At 49.5% G+C, this 20,074-nt stretch carries 14 protein-coding genes; 12 read left to right on the forward strand and 2 right to left on the reverse strand.

Features of this window, described 5'->3' with window-relative positions; translation table 11 throughout:
• Window positions 1-15 precede the first annotated feature (15 nt).
• The 4 genes from murQ (at window position 16) to Q0339_RS03030 (ending at window position 4,374) form a co-directional block, all read left to right on the forward strand.
• Entirely contained in the window at window positions 16-957 is a 942-nt protein-coding gene (gene murQ / locus Q0339_RS03015; protein ID WP_298077313.1) for an N-acetylmuramic acid 6-phosphate etherase, read from the forward strand.
• Window positions 954-2,375: a PTS transporter subunit EIIC gene (locus Q0339_RS03020; protein ID WP_298077314.1), complete on the forward strand. Its 1,422-nt coding sequence runs from the start codon at window positions 954-956 to the stop codon at window positions 2,373-2,375. Before murQ ends, Q0339_RS03020 begins: the two co-directional genes overlap by 4 nt.
• Window positions 2,372-3,400, forward strand: a complete 1,029-nt coding sequence (locus Q0339_RS03025; RefSeq protein WP_298077315.1) for a MupG family TIM beta-alpha barrel fold protein — start codon at window positions 2,372-2,374, stop codon at window positions 3,398-3,400. The genes Q0339_RS03020 and Q0339_RS03025 overlap by 4 nt, the downstream gene beginning before the upstream one ends.
• Window positions 3,401-3,711: 311 nt before the next feature.
• The gene (locus Q0339_RS03030; protein WP_298077316.1) at window positions 3,712-4,374 is read left to right on the forward strand and encodes a redox-sensing transcriptional repressor Rex; all 663 of its coding nucleotides are present in this window, start codon (window positions 3,712-3,714) and stop codon (window positions 4,372-4,374) included.
• A gap of 49 nt (window positions 4,375-4,423) precedes the next feature.
• Here the strand turns inward: Q0339_RS03030 and Q0339_RS03035 are convergent, their stop codons facing one another.
• Window positions 4,424-4,834: a (deoxy)nucleoside triphosphate pyrophosphohydrolase gene (locus Q0339_RS03035; RefSeq protein WP_298077318.1), complete on the reverse strand. Its 411-nt coding sequence runs from the start codon at window positions 4,832-4,834 to the stop codon at window positions 4,424-4,426.
• Window positions 4,835-5,163: 329 nt separating this feature from the next.
• On the opposite strand from Q0339_RS03035, the gene Q0339_RS03040 reads away from it, so the two are divergent.
• Window positions 5,164-7,836 (forward strand): cation-translocating P-type ATPase, encoded by a 2,673-nt coding sequence (locus tag Q0339_RS03040; protein ID WP_298077319.1) that lies wholly within the window; start codon window positions 5,164-5,166, stop codon window positions 7,834-7,836.
• Between the two features lie 730 nt (window positions 7,837-8,566).
• Here Q0339_RS03040 and Q0339_RS03045 read toward each other — a convergent pair.
• Window positions 8,567-9,505 carry a nuclease-related domain-containing protein gene (locus Q0339_RS03045; RefSeq protein ID WP_298077320.1) on the reverse strand — a complete coding sequence of 313 codons (939 nt, stop codon included), beginning with the start codon at window positions 9,503-9,505 and terminating at the stop codon, window positions 8,567-8,569.
• Between the two features lie 152 nt (window positions 9,506-9,657).
• Between Q0339_RS03045 and Q0339_RS09095 the strand changes: the two genes are divergently transcribed.
• The 7 genes from Q0339_RS09095 to Q0339_RS03085 all read left to right on the forward strand — a co-directional run bounded on the left by Q0339_RS09095 (window position 9,658) and on the right by Q0339_RS03085 (window position 19,817).
• Complete coding sequence (locus Q0339_RS09095) at window positions 9,658-11,346, forward strand: Cof-type HAD-IIB family hydrolase (protein WP_366517271.1); 1,689 nt, start codon at window positions 9,658-9,660, stop codon at window positions 11,344-11,346.
• An 81-nt stretch (window positions 11,347-11,427) separates the two neighbouring features.
• Entirely contained in the window at window positions 11,428-12,807 is a 1,380-nt protein-coding gene (locus Q0339_RS03060; protein WP_298077321.1) for a L,D-transpeptidase family protein, read from the forward strand.
• 235 nt (window positions 12,808-13,042) lie between these two features.
• Entirely contained in the window at window positions 13,043-13,747 is a 705-nt protein-coding gene (gene yycF / locus Q0339_RS03065) for a response regulator YycF (protein ID WP_070756843.1), read from the forward strand.
• Between the two features lie 13 nt (window positions 13,748-13,760).
• The gene (walK, locus tag Q0339_RS03070) at window positions 13,761-15,611 is read left to right on the forward strand and encodes a cell wall metabolism sensor histidine kinase WalK (RefSeq protein ID WP_298077323.1); all 1,851 of its coding nucleotides are present in this window, start codon (window positions 13,761-13,763) and stop codon (window positions 15,609-15,611) included.
• Entirely contained in the window at window positions 15,611-17,020 is a 1,410-nt protein-coding gene (gene yycH, locus Q0339_RS03075) for a two-component system activity regulator YycH (protein WP_298077324.1), read from the forward strand. The genes walK and yycH overlap by 1 nt, the downstream gene beginning before the upstream one ends.
• Window positions 17,020-17,874, forward strand: coding sequence for a two-component system regulatory protein YycI (gene yycI / locus Q0339_RS03080; protein WP_298077325.1), 855 nt, complete (start codon window positions 17,020-17,022; stop codon window positions 17,872-17,874). Before yycH ends, yycI begins: the two co-directional genes overlap by 1 nt.
• Window positions 17,875-17,888: 14 nt before the next feature.
• Window positions 17,889-19,817: a DUF2207 domain-containing protein gene (locus tag Q0339_RS03085; RefSeq protein ID WP_298077327.1), complete on the forward strand. Its 1,929-nt coding sequence runs from the start codon at window positions 17,889-17,891 to the stop codon at window positions 19,815-19,817.
• The last annotated feature ends 257 nt before the right edge of the window (window positions 19,818-20,074 follow it).

A 20,074-nucleotide genomic window follows, 5' to 3' on the forward strand; every position in this document is an offset into this window, starting at 1 on the left:
GAAGGAGGAACTACTATGGAACTAGGCAAGTTAGCAACAGAACAAGCCAACCCCCTGTCGCAGGCCATTGAGACCCTGTCAGTGGCCGAAATCACCCAGCGCATGAATCAAGAAGATCAAGGAGTGCCCTTAGCCGTCAGGCAATCCTTGCCAGAGATTAATGCCTTTATAGAAGCCCTGGTACCAGTTATGGCCCAAGGCGGTCGCCTCTTTTATATAGGGGCTGGAACTTCAGGCCGACTAGGTCTCTTGGATGCCTCGGAATGTCCCCCAACCTTTGGCGTCGCCCCTGATCGAGTCCAAGCCCTTATGGCTGGCGGCTTAGAGGCCATGACCCAGGCCATCGAAGGGGCTGAAGACGACCAAGCGGCAGCTGTCCAAGACTTAGCCGCCCTCGAACTATCAGCCAAAGATGCCTTAGTCGGTATCGCAGCCTCAGGCCGCACCCCCTATGTGGTGGCTGCTTTACGTTATGCTAAAGAGCAGGGCGCTTTGACGGCGGGCCTTGCCTGTGTTAAGGAGGCCGAGATTAGCCAGTGGGCAGATTATCCAATCGAAATTCCTGTGGGGCCAGAAATTATTGCCGGTTCTAGCCGACTCAAGGCGGGGACAGCGCAAAAGTTGGTGCTCAATATGATTTCGACCACTGCCATGATTCAATTAGGTAAGGTCTACCAAGGTTACATGGTTGATGTCCAAGCCACCAACCAGAAATTGATTGACCGCGCCCATCGTATTATTGCCGCCACAACTGGTTTGTCCTTGGAGCAGGCAGCGACTTATTTTCAAGCAGCCCAGGGCCAAGTCAAATGCGCCATTCTGATGGCCTTAACGGCTTGTGATTTGGCGGGTGCCCAAGCCCTCTTGGCTGATAATCAAGACCACATTGCCCAGGCCATCCAAGCCAGTCAGCATTCAGTAAATAAGCAAGATCAAATTAAGGAGGTATTACCATGAATGATTTAGCAAGTCGAATTCTATCCCTAGTGGGAGGCAAGGATAATGTCCTTGCCAATGCAACCTGTATGACACGTCTACGTCTGACCCTGCGCGATCTGTCCTTAGTGGATCAAGAAGCCCTCAGGCAAGTGGAAGGGGTCATGGGACTAGTCGTCCAAGACCAAGTGCAAGTCATCCTAGGACCGGGCAAGGTCAATCAAGTTGGGTCAGCCTTTGCTCAATTAACAGGCCTCAGTTTGGGCTATGAAGAGCTAGCAGCCGATCAAGTGGCTAAGGCCAACAAAGACCAGCAAAAGGCTAAGTATGACAAGCCCCTGCAACGTTTCTTGCAACGGATTGCCAATATCTTCATTCCTTTGTTGCCGGGGATTATTGCAGCCGGTATGATCAATGGGATTGCCAATGTCATCAATGTCTCCAACCAGAATGCCTGGGCCGGCGAATGGTGGTTCCAAGCTATTCGGACCATGGGGTGGGCTCTCTTCGCCTTCTTGCCAATCTATGTGGGCATGAACGCGTCCAAAGAATTCAAGGGCAGTGCCGTTCTTGGTGGCATGGCCGGGGCCTTGTCCGTAGTGGTTCCAAGCATGCCCCTCTTGGCTAAGGTGGCAGATGCGCCAATTCTTCTTCCAATAACTAATAAGGCCTTCTCGCCAGGTGCTGGTGGGCTCCTAGCCGCCCTCTTTATGGGGATTTTCTTCGCCTACCTAGAGCGGGCCATTCGTCGTATCATGCCCGATCTTTTGGACACCTTCTTCACGCCACTCCTAACCGTAGTAGTCGGGGTGCTAGTATCGGTCATTGTCATTCAACCGCTGGCAGCCCTGGTGACGGATGGGATTTATGCTAGTTTAGATTACTTCTATACACAACTGGGTGCCCTAGGTGGCTTCATTCTCTCCGTTGGCTTCTTGCCACTGGTTTCTGTGGGGCTCCACCAAGCCTTAACGCCAATTCATACCATGCTCAATAATCCGGAAGGGCCAACGGCCGGGGTCAACTATCTCTTGCCAATTCTTATGATGGCAGGGGGCGGTCAAGTCGGCGCGGGTCTGGCCCTCTACCTCAAATCACGCAACAAACGTCTGAGACAATTGACTCGTGACTCCTTGCCAGTCGGCATTCTCGGGATTGGTGAACCCATGATGTATGCCGTGACCCTGCCACTAGGTAAACCATTTATTACGGCTTGCTTGGGTTCAGGTCTGGGGGGTGTCCTAGCGGTCCTCTTCCATCTAGGGGCTGTCTCCCAAGGGGTATCCGGTCTCTTCGGCTTGCTGATTATGGTGCCGGGCACACAAATCTCCTATGTCATCGCCATGCTAGGAGCTTATCTAGGTGGCTTTGTCTTGACCTGGTTCTTCGGGGTGGATGAAGCTCGGATTGCTCAAGTCTATGGTGGCGATTCACAATGAAAGGACAGGTAGTCGGATTTTCCTTCTATAGTAATCAGTCGCTAGACGACAATCTGACTCGGATTGACCGTTTTAGTCAGCAGGGCTTTGGCTACGCCTTTACCAGTCTTAACCTAACTCCTCATTATAAGCCGGTTGAGCTTGATTTGCTCATGGCGGCCTGCCATGAAAAAGGGGTCCAGGTCATGGCGGATATTAATGAGGCCAGCCTGGATCGCTATGGCCTGGACCGCCTACAAGCCTGGGGCTTTGGCTCCTTGCGGGTGGATACTGGACTGACGCCTCAGCAGATGGCCGTCCTAAGCCAGGCCAGTCACCTGGTGCTTAATGCTTCGACCCTTACGGGAAGCTTGCTAGAAGCCTTAGCTCAAGCAGGGGTGGCCCTGGGCCGGGTCTGGGCCGCCCATAACTATTATCCCAAGGTCTATAGTGGCCTCAGCCAGGCCTATGTCCTGGCTCAAAATCAAAGACTGCATGCCTTAGGTATTCCCTGCCTGGCCTTTGTCAGTGGCCAGGTAGCTAGGGGCCCTTACTTTGATGGCCTCTGTACAGTCGAGCAGACCCGCCATTGGCCAAGTCAGCAAGCAGCCCTCTATCTCCTGTCACAATGCCAAGTGGACCGGGTCTACATAGGGGATTGTGATGTGAGCCAAGATCAACTGAGACGCCTGGCTAGTCTCAATGATGGTCTAGTAGAGTTACAGGCTCAGGCTCCACAAGTCTTGCTAGATCAGGTCTGGTCTAACCGGCCGGATCCCAGCGATTGGGTCATTCGGGCCTCAGAAACCCGCCAAGCCTTGCGTGGGCAAGAAGTGGTAGGCCAGTCTGGGCCTCGTCAGCGAGGGGACCTGGTCCTAGGCCGGGCCAACTATGGCAGCTATGCCAATGAACTGGAAATTTGCCTGACCGACTTGCCAGCGGATGACCGTCAAGCCATTGTCGGCCAAGTGGATAGCTCAGATCTAGGCCTCCTGGACTATATTCGGGGCGACTGGTCTCGTTTTCGTTTGTCACTGAGCGAATAAAACAACCCCCATTATGGCTAGCATAAGGCCATAATGGGGGTTGAATATTTGGCGAAAAATACAAAGGTGAAAAGGTTTGCTCTATGAGAAAGACTCTCATCGTTCCCTTCGTCACATAAAAACCACCTAGAGAAGTTCGTGCTATCACGTAAATGAAAGCGTGGTAAGGCAGGAGTACGACAATTATTACTGAACTATAATAATTGTATTAAGTTCACCCCTAAATAATGGAGTCTGACCTAGTAAGGTGATATACTAAAGATATCGACCGGAGAATAAGCGAAATATTTTTATGTGAAAGAAGTGATCAAATGCGTAGAGAAATACCAAAAGCAACTGTGAACCGGCTTCCAATTTACCATCGTTACTTACGATTCTTACAAAATGCCGGGAAAAAGCGGATCTCATCTACTGAACTCAGTGATGCGGTGAAAGTAGATAGTGCGACCATTCGTCGTGACTTCTCATACTTTGGCGCCTTGGGTAAACGGGGCTATGGCTATGATGTTGATTACTTATTAGACTTCTTCACCAAGACCCTGAACCAAGACCGTCTGACTTCTGTGGCCCTTATCGGGGTAGGGAATCTAGGGAATGCGCTCCTTCATTATAATTTCCGCAAGAATAATAATGTGCGGATTGGGGCGGCCTTCGAAGTAGACCCTAAACTGATTGGGACCATTCAATCGGGTGTGCCAGTTTATTCCATTGATGAGTTGGAAGAGCAATTAGAAGCCCAAGGCATTGAAATTGCCCTCTTAACTGTGCCACAAGAAGAAGCGCCAAAAGCGGTAGAGCGTTTGGTGGCAGCAGGCATCAAAGGGATTCTCAACTTCACGCCATTGCGTTTCGATGTGCCAAGTCATGTGCGTATGCAACACGTGGACTTAACCAACGAACTGCAAACCTTGATTTATTTCATCGACAGCAACATGCATCAGCATGATGACTTTGTTGATTTCCGCAGACATTAAAATAGAGGCGACTAGGACTGGGTCCTGGTCGCCTTTGTTTTGTCTATCTCTATAAGGAGGAGCCTTCTTGGGCCAGTAGCTGAGCCGCCGGAATATCAACGGGCGCCCATTCTAAGCTCATAAGGTCTTGGGGCTGGACCCAACGGCTAGCCTGGTGCTCGAGCAGGGTCAGATTGCCAGATCGAATCTTAGCCTTGTAGACTGCTAGCTGGATAGTGGCGAATTCATAGGCGTACTCTGCTGTCGTTACCCAGTCGCCGACTTCAATTTCGAGGGTCAGTTCTTCCTTAATTTCCCGCGCCAGAGCTTGGGCTTCTGTCTCGCCAGCTTCTAGCTTGCCACCGGGAAATTCCCAGAGTCCGGCTAGGCTCATTTCTTGGCCGCGCTGTAGGCAGAGGACCTGGCCATCTTGGATAATGGCGGCGCCTACTACACGAATGATTTTGCCTGTCTTTGTCATGTCAATCCCTCCTCGATTCTTCACTCCTATCCTAGCGCGTCCGGCCCCTATCGTCAAGATCGCTGCACTTGTCAGAGTCAAAAAGCAAGTGTTTTTTTCTTGCTTTTTTGGCAGCTTATCTCTATAATAGTAAGAGTAATATAACCATTGACTTCATAAGGGAGTAACTAGAGCCTAGCTCGTTGGTATCAACAAATATGTAGCATCTGCTGCTGGTACTGACTGAAATAGTGAGACTTATGCTGATTCACTCGTTGGGTGGCGGCATAAGTCTTTTTTTACAAGCTGGGGCAGCCAGCATGAAGGAATGGATCAAATAGGAGGTTACTATGTCAACAAAATTATCAGCCTATAACCAAGAGGCGCAAGCCCTTATTGACAGCTTAGAAAGCCATGTTGAGACGGGCTTGACAGCTGCAGTGGCTGCGAAACGCTTGGAAGAGTTCGGCCCAAATGAACTCAAGGCCGAAGCTCATTCAACCCTCTTGCAGAAGTTTATTGAGCAATTCAAGGACTTCATGATTATCATCCTCTTGATTGCGGCGGCTGTCTCCTTCGTGGCTAGCCATGAGTGGCACGACGCGGTCATCATTCTCCTAGTGGTGGTGCTTAACGCCATTATGGGGGTAGTCCAAGAAGCCAAGGCTGAAGAAGCCATTGACGCCCTCAAGGAAATGGCCTCACCTGACGCTCGCGTTCGCCGTGATGGCAATGTTATGACCGTTAAATCGCATGACTTGGTGCCGGGCGACATCGTCTTATTGGAAGCTGGAGATATTGTACCAGCGGATATGCGTTTGATTGAAGCCAACTCACTCAAGGTTGAAGAAGCAGCCTTGACTGGGGAATCGGTGCCAGTTGATAAGGACATCAGCGTCATTGCAGAAGAAGGGGCCGGGATTGGGGACCGCCATAACATGGTCTTCTCTAGCACCAATGTGACTTACGGTCGTGCCTTAGCCATTGTAACAGCAACTGGGATGAATACCGAAGTCGGCCATATCGCCAGCATGTTAGCCAGCGCAGAGAAAACCAAGACCCCATTGCAACGCGACCAAGACCGTTTGGGTAAGACCTTAACCATTATGATCTTAGTCATTGCGGCTGTGACCTTCATCGTTGGCTTGTTGCGTGGCCGTCAGATTACCGACATGCTCTTAGTGTCTATTTCCTTGGCCGTGGCTGCCATCCCTGAAGGCTTGCCAGCCATTTCAACCATTATCCTCTCCATCGGGACCCAGACCATGGCAGACCGTAAGGCCCTGGTTCGGACCTTGCCTGCCGTTGAGACCTTGGGTGGAACCCAAATTATCTGTTCCGATAAGACAGGGACCTTGACCCTTAATAAGATGACCATTGAAAAAGCCTACTATGATGGGGTTCTCCACAATGCCTCTGAAGACTTAGATCTAGATTTACCGCTCTTACGTTCCATTGTTTTGGCTAACGACACGGAAGTGGACGCCGAAGGTAACTTGATCGGGGATCCAACCGAAACTGCCATGGTTAAGTTTGCTTTAGACAAGGGCTATCCTTTGGCCGAGCGCTTGGCTAGCTTCCCACGGGTGGGCGAGATTCCATTTGACTCTACCCGTAAATTGATGACCACAGTCCACCCGCTAGCGGATGGTCGCTACCTGGTAGCCACCAAAGGGGCGCCAGACCAATTGCTCAAACGCTGCCTTCATAAGGACTTTGGTGGCCAAGTGACCGACTTGACCGATGCTGATCGCCAAGCCATCTTGACCGAGAATACAGGTATGGCGCGTCAGGCCTTGCGTGTCTTGGCAGGAGCTTATAAGATTATTGATCAATTGCCTAGCAAGTTCGAGTCTGAGGAATTAGAGCATGACTTAATCTTTGCTGGTTTGGTCGGTATGATTGACCCTGAGCGTCAAGAAGCCGCGGATGCTATTGCTGTAGCCAAAGGGGCCGGCATGCGGACCGTCATGATTACCGGTGACCACGCTGAAACCGCGCAAGCTATTGCGGAACGTCTAGGTATCTTGAATCCAAACGAAGACAACCACCATCACGTCATGACTGGGGCCGAACTCGATGCGATTTCTGATCAGGAATTAGAAGCGCGTGTTCAAGACTTGTCAGTCTACGCCCGTGTATCACCTGAGCACAAGGTTCGCATTATCAAGGCTTGGCAGTCTAAAGGTAAGACAGTGTCCATGACCGGGGACGGAGTCAACGATGCGCCTTCCCTTAAGCAAGCAGATATCGGGGTCGGCATGGGGATTACCGGGACCGAAGTGTCCAAGGGTGCCTCTGATATGGTCCTAGCTGACGATAATTTTGAAACTATCGTTGTGGCAGTTGAAGAAGGGCGTAAGGTCTTCGCCAACATCCAGAAGGCTGTCCAATATCTCTTGTCAGCTAACTTGGGTGAGGTCATTACCCTCTTCGTAGCCACCTTATTAGGCTGGACCATCTTGCAACCTGTTCATATCTTATGGATAAACTTAGTGACAGACGTCTTCCCAGCCATCGCTTTGGGGATGGAAAAAGCTGAGCCAGATGTGATGAATCGTCCGCCACGGACCAAGGAGTCTAGCTTCTTATCTAACGGCATCTTGCCAAGTATCCTCTACCAAGGGGTCTTGGAAAGTGCCTTGACCCTCTTCATCTACTGGTTAGCTGGTCAATGGTACCACCAAGAAAACTTGGCCGAAACCATGGCCTTTGCGACCTTAGGTTTGATTCAACTCTTCCATGCTTTCAACGTCAAGTATGTCTTCACCTCTCTCTTCACAGGGAAAGCCTTCGATAACAAGTTCCTTAACGGCGCAGCCCTCTTGTCGGCTGTCATGTTGCTAGGCGTTATCGTTATTCCAGGCATTAACGACTTCTTCGACGTGACCGCACCTACCTTGCCACAATGGGGCTTGGTGTTAGCTGTGTCCTTCAGCATCATCGTGCTAGTCGAACTCATCAAATGGGGTCTACGTACTAGTGGCCTAGCTGACAAGTTAAGCAAACAAGAAACTAAATAAGAAAAAGGCCTGCCACCTCTGACTTAGCTCGGAGGTGGCTTTTTTGTTGAAGTGCCCAGACAAAGGCGCGCCATGTCGCATTGGGAATCCGCCATGTCGTGTTGGACCTCCAACGCGACGTGGCACGAGCTCCAAGGGTCCGAATCCGCCCAAAAGGGAGTAAAACGAGCGCTCCACGTCGTATTGGGCCCCCGCCATGTCGTGATGGGCCTTCAACGCGACGTGGCACGAGCCCCAAGGGTCCGAATTCGCCCAAAAGGGAGTAAAACGAGCGCGCCATGTCGTGATGGGCCTTCAACGCGACGTGGCACGAGCCCAAAGAGTCCGAATCCGCCCAAAAGAGAGCAAAACGAGTGCACCACGTCGCATTGGGAGGTCGCCATGTCGCGTTGGGCCTCCAACGCGACGTGGCTCAAACACAAAAGGTCCAAATCTCCCCAAAAGAGGGCAAAACGAGCGCGCCACGTCGCATTGGGAATCCGCCATGTCGCGTTGGCCCTCCAACGCGACGTGGCACGAGCCCAAAGGGTCCAAATCCCCCCAAAAGAGGGCAAAACGTGTGCGCCAGGTCGCATTGGGAGGTCGCCATGTCGCGTTGAGCCTCCAACGCGACGTGGCTCGAGCCCAAATAGTCCGAATCCCCCCAAAAGAGAGCAAAACGAGCGCGCCACGTCGCATTGGGAAACCGCCATGTCGTGATGGGCCTCCAACGCGACGTGGCTCCCACATGCTAGACTCCATCATACTGAGACAGGCACTGATAAACGGTGGCGTAGTCATTTTGGTAGCAGGCGTGGTGGCCTTTATGGAGTGGGTGGAAGTATTGAGCTAGTTGGCGTTGTAGGGTGCGGTCCAATTGCTTGCTTCCCATATAGTTGGAAATTGCCGAGCGACGCAGTGGCAGGTCATGATTTAACAAAGCCCACTCACAGGCGCTGCGCAAACAGGCGGTTGCCTTATCTTCCCGAAAGCCGCAATGCGGGCAGGAAACCTTATAACGACTGCAGGTCATGCCCAGCCGCAAACACCGGGGGCAGCCAATGCCGCTTAGCAGAGTTTGGCGCTCGATGGAGGTCAGTTGGCGCGGCCGATAGGGGCTAGCATGCTGGAGTGGTTTCAGTAAATCCAAGAGTAACTGCTGGCGCCGACTGCAAGGCTGACCTGCCTTCTGGTCGGTCAGCCCCTGAAGCCATGCCAGCGCCTGTGGCCACAGCATGTATTGCTCCGGATCTAAGCCTTCGACCTGCAAATGGTCTTGACTGAAAATCAGCTTGGACACTAGCTGGCAGTCTAATTGCTGGCTCCTAAGAAATTGCTGCAACAAGCTCTGGGCTCGGGCCACTTGCCCTAGCAAGTCATGATGATAAGGGCGCCCGTTGAGTCTGGAGGTAAATCCCTGATAGAAAAAATGCCCGCCATAATGCTTGATCTCTACTAGATAGAGCCCCTGGGGCACCAGCAAAAGCCCGTCGATTTGCGCGCCCTTTCCCAGGGGAATCCACAAATCAGTCAGATAAAAAGTAGACAGCCCCAGGTCTTGAATCACTTGGGCAAGCCGTGCCTCGCCCTCTAGGCCAGTCAGGAGGCGCAGGTAGTCTGTCTCGTCCTCCTGGGATAAGTGGCCTCTTTGCTTGACCAGCTGATAAAATCTTGCCTCTTGATGGTACATAGCACTTCCTCCTTCTTATATAAATACCCCAAAAGGTTCCTTCTCGCACCAAATCCAGGCCTAAAAGTTTGATGAGAGGGGCTGGGTCTTTTGCTTTTAAGTCTTTTCCATTATAATAGACAGTGAATAAGTCAGGAGAAGGAGACAGGACTATGTTGAATGAGATGATGCACCGGCCAGTGGTCATGCAGAAAATAATCGACTTGATGCGGGAGGGGCAACTCCCTTTTGAAGGAGTCGTAGGTCAGTTGGAGGCCTTTGCCAATGCCAATGGGATTCCGGTGGTCCCTCACGAAACAGCCAAGTTCTTGGACTTTTTCTGTGCCGCTACTCAGCCTCAACAAATCCTGGAAATCGGGACCGCCATTGGCTTTTCGGCTAGTCTCATGGCTCAACACCTAGCATCTGACGGCCACTTAACCACGATTGACCGCTACGCCCTCATGTTTGAACGGGCTAAGTCCAATTTTGAGCAGGCCGGTCTGGCGGATAAGGTGACAGTCCTAGAAGGGGATGCGGCTGATATTCTGCCTAGCTTACCGGCTAATCACTATGATCTGATTTTTATGGATAGCGCCAAGGCTAAGTACCTGGAGTTCTATCCTTACTGCATGCGTCTGCTTAAGATGGGGGGCGTCTTGCTCATTGATGATGTCCTGCAAGCGGGCACCATCATGGATGCCTTAGACACACGGCCTAAGCGCGTGCGCAAGATTCATCGCAAGCTCAATGAGCTCTTCCAAGCCGTCTTGACCGATCAAGATCAACGGGCCTGCCTCCTACCCTTAGGCGATGGACTGCTCATGGTTCGCAAGGAAAAGGAAATAGAGGTAGAAGACTTCCTAGCCACCCAATGGGATAAGACCTGGTGCCAACAAGTAGCAGCAAAAGCCGAGTCCAAACGCCAAGCGGCGGCGCCTGCCCTTAACGAGTTCCAACAAATGGCCGCCGAACAAATAGAAGACAGCAAGGAATCTGGCCAAGAACTAGCTCAGGATATTGGCTTAATTGCCATTGACCTAGATGGCACCCTCCTGACCAACCAAAAAACCATTAGTGCCACCAACGTCGCGACCCTGGCTCGGGCGCATGAGGCCGGCATTAAGATTGTTATCTGTACCGGCCGGACCCTACCAGGGGTGGACTTCTATGTGCCAGAGCTGCCTTTCTTAAGCGAGTCGGACTTTATGATTCTGCAAAATGGGGCGCAAACCTTGTCGGCTCAGGCGCCTTTCCAATCGGTCTTCCAACGCTTCTTGACCCAAGCGGCGCGGCAACGGGCACTGGAACTAGTGGCGCCCCTCAAGGACCAGGGTGCTCAGTTGGTGGCCTTTGACCGCGACCATATCTACCTAGTAGGGGATCCAACGCCTAATGCTTTGGTTGCCCGCGACGCCCAGTTTCTTAAAACAGACGTGACACCAATCTCCCAAGAAGACTTCCTGGTCGATAGCCAACTCAATAAGGCCATGATTCTGGCGCCGGAAGCAGTCTTGGATGCTTGGATTCCAACCATTGAAGCGACCGACTGGCAAGCTCTGTCCATGGTGCGGAGCCAGAAGGTTATCCTAGAATTTCTGCCGGTTGGTGTTTCTAAGGCTAGTGGATTAGACCAGTTGGCCCGTCACTTAGGTCTGCGTCCTGAGCAAGTCATGGCTCTAGGCGATGCGGCTAATGATGCCGAGATGTTAGATTTTGCCGGCTGTGCGGTAGCCATGGGCAATGCCTCAGACGACCTCAAAGCCAAGGCTGACTTTGTGACTTTAACCAATGAAGAAGATGGCGTTTCACATGCCATTGAGACCCTCATATTACAAAAGAAACAAAATCATATAGAATAATTAATGGAAGGGTCAAAGAAAATTCACAATTCGATGCTAAAATCTGTATTTGAATAAGAGAAAAAGTGAGGACGAGAAATCATGAAAAAAGGATTAATCATTGGCTCGACAACAGTTTTACTGTTAGTTGGTTTGGGCTATAGTGCCGGTGTAGGCTTTTACGCCCAGAAATTCCAGGCCAATACTAAATTTGGCTCCTTGGATATTTCCAACTTAACCTTAGCGGAAGCGGAGGATAAGATTGGCAAGGACCTTAACCAGAAGGAAGTGACCATTCTAGAGAACGGCAAAGAAGTAGGGCGCTTTACCTTAGAACAAGCAGGTGTCCAAGTAGATGCCAACAAGGCTTTGGAATCAGCTTATAATTCACAAGACCCAACCGGTTGGGTAGGCAGCTTCTTCAACACCACCGAATATAAGAATGTCTTGCTCAATCACGTGGCCTTTAACGATGAAAACCTAAGCAAGACCCTGGATGGCTTTGGCTTGAACAACCAAAACCGGACAGCGGCCCAAGATGCTAAGATCGAGTATTCTAACGGACAAGGTTATCACGTAACCCCTGAAAAGGACGGTAACCAATTAGACGTAGCCAAGGTCAAGGAGCTGATTGTCTCTCAAGTACAAGCAGGCAACACCTCGGTTGAGATTAATTCGGCCTACCAAGAGCCAAAAATCAAGAGTGACGATCCTAAGATTACCCAAGTCATGGATCAGATTAACAAGGTTGCGGATACCAAAATTACCTTGACTATCTCAGGCAAGGAAGAAGTTATTCCTAAAGATAAAATAAATGACTGGATTCAATTTGATGAATCTAACAATTTGGTAGTAGACCAAAGCAAGGTCCAAGACTATGTCAAGGAACTCAACACCAAATACGCGACCATCAATAAGACCCGTAAATTTGCTTCAACCTTGTCTGGGGTGGTCGATGTGCAACCAGGGACCCTAGGTTGGTCCATTGACTCTGAGGCAGAGGCAGAGAAGATTGTAGCAGACCTTAACAAGGGTGGTAGCATCAAGCGTGAACCAACGGTTGTTGGGACGGGTTATGCCGACAAGGAAAATGATATCGGTCCAAGCTATGTCGAAGTCGACATTGCCCACCAAATGATGTTTATTTACAAGGATGGTAAGAAGGTACTGGAAACACCAGTCGTAACCGGTCGCCCTGGGACGACCACTATCCCCGGGGCCTACGCTTCTTGGAATAAGGAGTCTCCTTCAACCCTCAAGGGTTACAACCCACATACTCAGAAGGAATATCAACAACCGGTTGATTACTGGATTCCATTTGATGACACTGGCCAAGGGATTCATGATGCCAACTGGCAAGCTTCCTTCGGGGGCGAAGCCTACCTGTCTAATGGTTCTTTAGGCTGTATCAACACGCCACCAGGTACCATGGCAGAAGTTTACCAATTAGTGGAAGTCGGGATGCCAGTTATTATCTTCTAATGATTGAACGCCTTTAATTTGGAAACCTTAAACAAAAGGCCCTACCTTTTGTTTAAGGTTTCTTTTCAAATACTTGTCTATTAGATTACAAGTCCGAGCAAGCTTTGACATAAGTAGAAAACTTGAGCGTAAGGGCTTTAATATTCCCGCAAAACCCGCTATAATAAAGGAGTGAGACCTTAAGGGGAAGGCTCACCCATTTGAACCTAGAACGTCATGAGAAAGGATGAACCATATGAAAAAGATTCTAGTCGTAGATGATGAAAAGCCAATCTCTGATATTATTTCTTTTAACTTAGAAAACGAAGGCTATGCCATTGAAAAAGCTTATGATGGTGAACAAGCATTAGAGGTATTCGAGAAGAGTCAACCAGACTTAGTGATTTTAGACCTCATGCTACCAAAGATGGACGGTTTGGAAGTTTGTCGTGAAATTCGCAAACAATCCGCTGTCCCAGTGATCATGTTAACCGCCAAAGATTCAGAGATTGACAAGGTCTTAGGTTTAGAGTTAGGGGCAGATGACTATGTCACCAAGCCATTCTCTAACCGTGAACTCATTGCCCGCGTTAAGGCCAACTTACGCCGCAATCTAGTCAAGGAACCTGAGCCACAAGAAGTCAACAAAAACGAGATTGTAGTAGGGGATTTGGTTATTCACCAAGATGCCTACATTATCTCCAAGCACGGGGAAGAAATTGAACTGACCCACCGTGAGTTCGAATTACTCCACTACCTAGCCCGCCACATTGGCCAAGTCATGACCCGGGAACATCTCCTTGAGACTGTTTGGGACTATGATTACTTCGGGGATGTGCGGACGGTCGACGTGACTATCCGTCGTCTGCGGGAGAAAATTGAAGATATTCCAAGCCACCCAACTTATATTGTGACTCGTCGTGGGGTCGGCTACCTCTTGAAGAATCCAGATCAAGAATAGGAAGTTCTAGCATATGAAGCGAATCAGACGATTATTTCAATCGATCCATTTTAAAATTCCGATTCAAATCATTATTATTCTGCTGATTGCTTTCCAATTCGTGGGGGTCTACTTCGTTAACCAATACGAGAGCCGTACGCTTAAGAACTACCAGGATCAGATCGATACCCAGGTAGAGTTCTTGGTTAACAATGTGACGCCAATCTTAGAAGAACGCTTGAGTGAGACGGATGAACGCGCCCGTCTGACTCAGGTCATTGATACCTTCTCAAATAGTAATTTGACCCGTATCCAAATCATCAACACTAAGGATGGGATTATTGCGTCAAATAACGCCTTGGACCAGTCAGAAGCACTGGCTAAGACCAATGATAATAATGTGAGGGAAGCGTTGGTTAGCCAACGCTCTTCTAAGTTTTCAGAGTATGATGTCAATAACAAGCGTCATACCTACACCACGATTAAGCCTATCTTGAGTCAGTCGAATAATACGGTGGTAGGAGCTGTCCGGGTGACGGCCAATATGAACCGGGTCTATGAGCAGACCCAGAGTGTCATGAGTGTCTTCATCCAATCAGCAGTTATCGCCATTGTGGGGAGCTTTATCCTAGCTTTAGTGCTCTCCCAAGGCTTAACCCTACCCATTGAAAACATGCGCCAACAAGCCCTGCGGATTTCAGAAGGGATTTATAACTATCCGGCCAAGATTTTTGGGAATGACGAGTTGGGCGAACTGGCCAAGACCCTTAATGAATTATCGGTTAAGGTTAAGGACTCCCAAGAATTGATTGAATCCGAACGTCAACGTTTGGACGGGATTCTCCGTTATATGACCGACGGGGTGATTGCGACCGACCGGCGTGGTAATGTCCTGCTGGTTAATGAGCGCGCCCTGCAACTCTTGGGTATCGACCAACAATCCGCCATCGGGATTTCCATTATTCGCCTCTTGCGGCTCAAGGATCAATATACCTTGACCGACTTGCTAGGTGATGACCGGGAAATCCTCATGGATTGGGTAGACCACGGGGAATATTCCATCCTCAAGGGAGAATTCTCAGTTATTCGCCGTGAGACCGGCTTCGTTACCGGGGTGGTCTGTGTCTTAACAGACGTTACCGAACAAGAGAAGACCGAGCAAGAACGTCGGGACTTTGTATCCAACGTCTCCCACGAATTGCGGACGCCTTTGACTTCCATTAAGTCCTATACCGAAGCCCTGCGCGAAGGGGCTTGGCAGGACAAGGTCATTGCACCTCAATTCCTCAATGTTATTCAGTTGGAGACCGACCGTATGATGCGGATGATTGGTAACCTGCTAGATCTATCCAAGATTCATGAGGGTCAATATAAACTCAACCTAGAATACATTGACTTTAAGCGCATGGTCAGTCACATTCTGGACCGCTTTGAATTTATGCTGGAACAGAATCCTGACCAGAAGAAATTTAAACTTGAGCGGGATTTCACCTCGCGGGAAATCTATCTGGAAATTGACCAGGACCGCGTGACCCAAGTGATTGATAATATTTTAAACAATGCCATCAAGTATTCTCCGGATGGGGGCGTCATCGTCGTTAAGATTGAAGACTCCCATTCCCATGTCCACTTGTCCATCAAGGACCAGGGGCTAGGGATTCCGCAGAAGGATATCCCACATCTCTTCCAACGCTTCTACCGTGTCGACAAGGCACGGTCGCGTGAGCAAGGGGGGACAGGGCTTGGCTTGGCTATTTCCAAGGAAATCATTGAACTGCATGGTGGGAAAATCTGGGCGACCAGTGTGGAAGGCAAGGGTTCGACCTTTGGTTTTGACCTCCCATATCTGCAGATGGATTTTGATGATGAAGGGTGGGATGATTGATGATTCGCCGTCTCTTTATTCCTATTACCTTAATTCTGGCCGTCCTCACCAGCGGGGTCCTTTCTTGGTTGCTTCTAACCAACCCTGATTTTCTCTATGGTGCTAATTCGCAAACGCCACAACAAACCGTTCGTAATGAGCAAGTGGACAGTCTCAATCGCCAAGTAGCTGGCATGAAATTAAGCGATGTGCTAGCACCCGTAGCCCTAGATGCCTATGAGGCAGGGGGGTACTGGGAAGCTGACCCTAGCCATCTGGAGCAGGTGACAGCGGCCTTAGCTCAGACGCCTAGCGAACTCGGGGGCGACTTTGGTGTGGTAGAGTCTTCAACAACTTTTGCCAGCATGTCGACCAGTCCTCGTTTGATTCTGCGTTTTGCTGACCGCTTGCCGGTCTCTCTGTGGGGACAATGGTTCAAGTCCAAAGATGGCCCGCCACTCGATTTTGAAGCTGATCAAATTTGGCTTTTGAAAGAGGAGCCCCAAGCCCTCTACTTAGTCAATCAGGTAGATGAGACCTATGTGCGGGTGCCCCTCAATGGTTGGGACTTTGCTAGCCTCTATCAGACCGTGACCCAGGATGTCACTTCTTGGACCGCCATGTCCCAAGTGCCTTTGGCCAAGGGCAAGGCCTTGATTCGGACGGAAGCCTTTAGTCTGCCAAGTCAGGTCTATACCCTCAAGAAAGAATCAGAAGCCAATCTGATTGGTCTCTTCTTCGGTTCGGACAACTACTCCATTACGGATAGCGGTGAGAGTGGGGAGAAAAAATACAAGACCTTGGACTTGGAACTAGATGTCAACTCTGATAGTCATGTCTATACTGCGCGAAGTGAAGCTAGCCAGAACCGCAATGCTGTCAATCGCGACCAAGTCATCATGGATTCTTTTGCGGAAATGAGGAAATATGGTATTTGGACGCAAGGAATACGCCTGACGACCAATACCAACACCAATACTCTCTACTACCAGCGTTATTTGGAAGGTTATCCGCTCATGTCGGATGCTTCGCCATATTATCTAGGCTTACAATTTAATCTATCTCCTAAGGTAACGCGTTTTTCAGGGACCTTCCTGAGCCTGCGTTCTCATATAGAAGATAAGAGTGTATCCACCTCGCTTGATGCAGCAAGCAGTCTGGTCTCCCAACTCCATGAACAGGGGTTAGCGACAACGGATTTAGATCGCATTTTTGTGGCCTATGAATGGCAGGCCAATATGGAGAACTTCCAATTGGTGACCTTCCTGCCTAAGTATTATGTCGAGTACAAAGGGCGCTATATTTCCTTAGACCGACTTAATCGTGGTGAGTTGCGTAATAACCAGGAAGCTAGTAGCTCTGACCTAGTGTCGAGTGATAGTCCAAGTCTTACTGAAGAGAACACCCTAAATGAAGGGGGCCAAGAATAATGGATTTTAAACGAACCCAGATTTTACTCTTAGTCTTCTTTATCTTCTTTGATGCTTATTTGGCCTTTACCTTAATTACTAAGCAGCAGGTAAGACAGACCAATAGGGCGGAGGTCACCAATGTTAGCATTGAGACCCAGCTCAAAAACCGTAACATTAAAATCAACCAGACCTTATCTAACGAGAGTTATCAATTGCCAATCGTGAAGGCAGAGACTAGCCAAGTCCTAGATAAGGAACGTGGCACGCTCCAAGGTCAGACCGCCCGTTATAATAATGGAGTCTTACAATCGACCTTTGATCAGCCACTGGATTTGGGTCTCGGACTTGATCGCGATAGCAAGACCTTGACCCAGGAGCAGGTAGAAGACATTCGCCGTAATTTCTTGGATCGGCCTGAATACTTTGTTCGGGGGGCAGAATATACGGTTTGGTCCTTCAGTCCAGAATCTCGGACCCTAACCTTCTACATGGTGGCCTATGATGGCTATCCTGTGGTTGATGGCACGTCAGAATTGCGCCTGAGCTTTAACGCGGATTTTCAGCTGCGTGAATATACTCAGACCTACCAAAGCGACTTCAAGGTCTTAGATCAACCCATCTCTCTTATTAGTATCAAAGATGCGCTCAAACTTTTAGAGAAACGGGTGGATACCTACATTCCGGATGGCTCGACCATCCAGCAAATTAGCCTGGGGTATTATCGTACGGTTAATTTGCAAGAATTCGATGTCTATACGCCCGTTTGGGAGATTACCTATAGTCAAGATGAAGCAAGTACACGTACCGTCTTGGTCGACGCAGTGGAACACCAAGTAGTGACCAAGCCTAATACAGCTGTTACCACACCATAAAGGAGGAAAATAAGATGAAGCGACGCTCATTCTTTTGGTTAGCATTAATGGCCCTAGTGCTCGCGCTTGCGGGACCTATTAGCCAGATACGTGCTGCCGAAGTATCTTATAAGATTACCAATCAAGATGTCACTGCCGAAATTACGGCTGAAGGGAATGTTAAATTTACCCAGAAATGGGTCTTTGACACCAGTTTCATGAATGGTGCCCTCCTCAAGGTGGATACAGGAGGCTTTGAATTAGGGGCCTACAAAATCGGTGTTGAAAATGGCAACAAGCTAGAGGAGTTCACTGAGGATAAGTTGGACTCCAAGCAGCCTAAGACCTTCCACATTCAATCAAACCGTAACATCAGAACTTTCAAGGCTTACTACCCTGTTAGCAATAAGAAGGTAACCTTTGTGGCCGAGTATACCCTCAATCACATCGTGACCAACTATGCCGATACAGCGGAATTCAACCGTAAGCTAATTGGGGAAGGTGTTGACTTCAAAACCGACGTTACTGCCAAGGTCATTCTGCCACCAGGCCAAATTACCGATAAGGATAGTTTCAAAGCCTGGGCCCATGGTGGGACCGGAAGCGGGACAGTAGAATTGGGCCAAGAAAATGGGCGTTCTGTCGTGATGCTTAAGTCTAATGGAACACCAGCCAATCGCTTTGTCGAAGTGCATACCATTTTCCCAACGTCCTTGACGCCACACAACACCAATGTCGTCAATCAGAATATGAAGGCAGAAATTGAATCTAAGGAAGCTGCCCAAGCTGAGGCAGACCGCAAGGCCTATGAAAGCCAGAAGTATGCCACTAGTGCTGTCCAGTGGGGGGCTATGATCCTCATGACCTTGCTTCCCTTTCACCTCTGGCGTAAATACTTTAAGTTACGTCGCCAGTTGAATCCTAATCCGGTTCAATTACCCATCCACAACTACAACTTGCCCTCACATACGGCGCCAGCAGTGGTCACTGCAGCTGTTTTCCGGTCCAGTGGGGAACCTAATCCCGATGACTTCTCAGCAACAGTTGCTGACTTAGCCCGTAAGGGGTATTTGGAGCTAGAGGAAGAACGTCGCGAAAATCGCGGCATCTTCAGCAATAGTTCCATGACCGCGCGTGTCACTAAGTTGACTGACGAGGTAGCCGACTATCCGCTTCAAGGTCACGAACGGGCAGTTTTGACCTTCCTCTTCCCAGATGATGAAACAAGTGTCACCCTAGAAGATTTGGAAAAACGCATGAAGAAGAACCGGCATTTTGCCAAGAAGCGCTTGGCAGCCTACGAAAACTTCCAAAGCCGCGCTAGCATCGCCGGATCACAGCTAGTGGAATCGGCGCGAGACAAGAATAACAGCTTGCGTTTCCAAGCCATTGGGGCCATTATCCTCAATGTCATCTTAGGTGGAGCGGCCCTCTTTGCAGGCTTTATGGCCACCAATCATCCCTTCCTGCAACAAGTAGGCTGGATTGCACTTGGCCTAGCCCTCTTTGAAATCGTCCTTAATGTGATCTTTATGATTACCGTGTCTGTCCGACCACTCCGGACGGCAGAGGAAGACCAACTCTATCAAGAGTGGCATGGCTTTGCCAAGATGCTAGAAGATGTGGGGCAAATGAATATGCGAGACATTGCTTCCCTAGCTCTTTGGGAAGAATACCTCGTTTATGCCATCGCCTTTGGGATAGCGGATAAGGTCTTGGATGCCCTCAAGGTTCAATTCACTCAAGCAGAGTTGGTAGAAGGTATGACCTACTATCCAATGTACTATAATACAGGCCTCTACAGCCATGTGCTCAGCCAATCCATCTCATCTAACGTGAGCTCGGCTTCCGCTTATAGCCAAGACCACTCTTACTCCGGTAGTAACTCCGGTGGTTTCGGTGGTGGCTTCAGTGGTGGCTCCTCCGGTGGGTCCGGTGGTGGCGGCGGCGCAAGTGGCTTCTAACTAGATCAAAGACTGGGACTTTGTCCCGGTCTTTTTTTGATTTTGTAACTTATGAAAATTTCTTGCTATTTGGGCTTGACTCTGACTAAGTGGCGTGATATATTAATGTTCGTCTGAAAATGACAGACCAACTATCCGAAAAAATATTTGAGAAAGTCGAAAAAAAGTGTTGACTTCTCCAATGCAGGGTGGTAAGATATAAAAGTTGTCACGTGGTGGCAACAAGCACATTGAAAACTAAACAAAGACACACCAAG

Source organism: uncultured Abiotrophia sp. (assembly GCF_938010525.1).
Classification (GTDB): domain Bacteria; phylum Bacillota; class Bacilli; order Lactobacillales; family Aerococcaceae; genus Abiotrophia.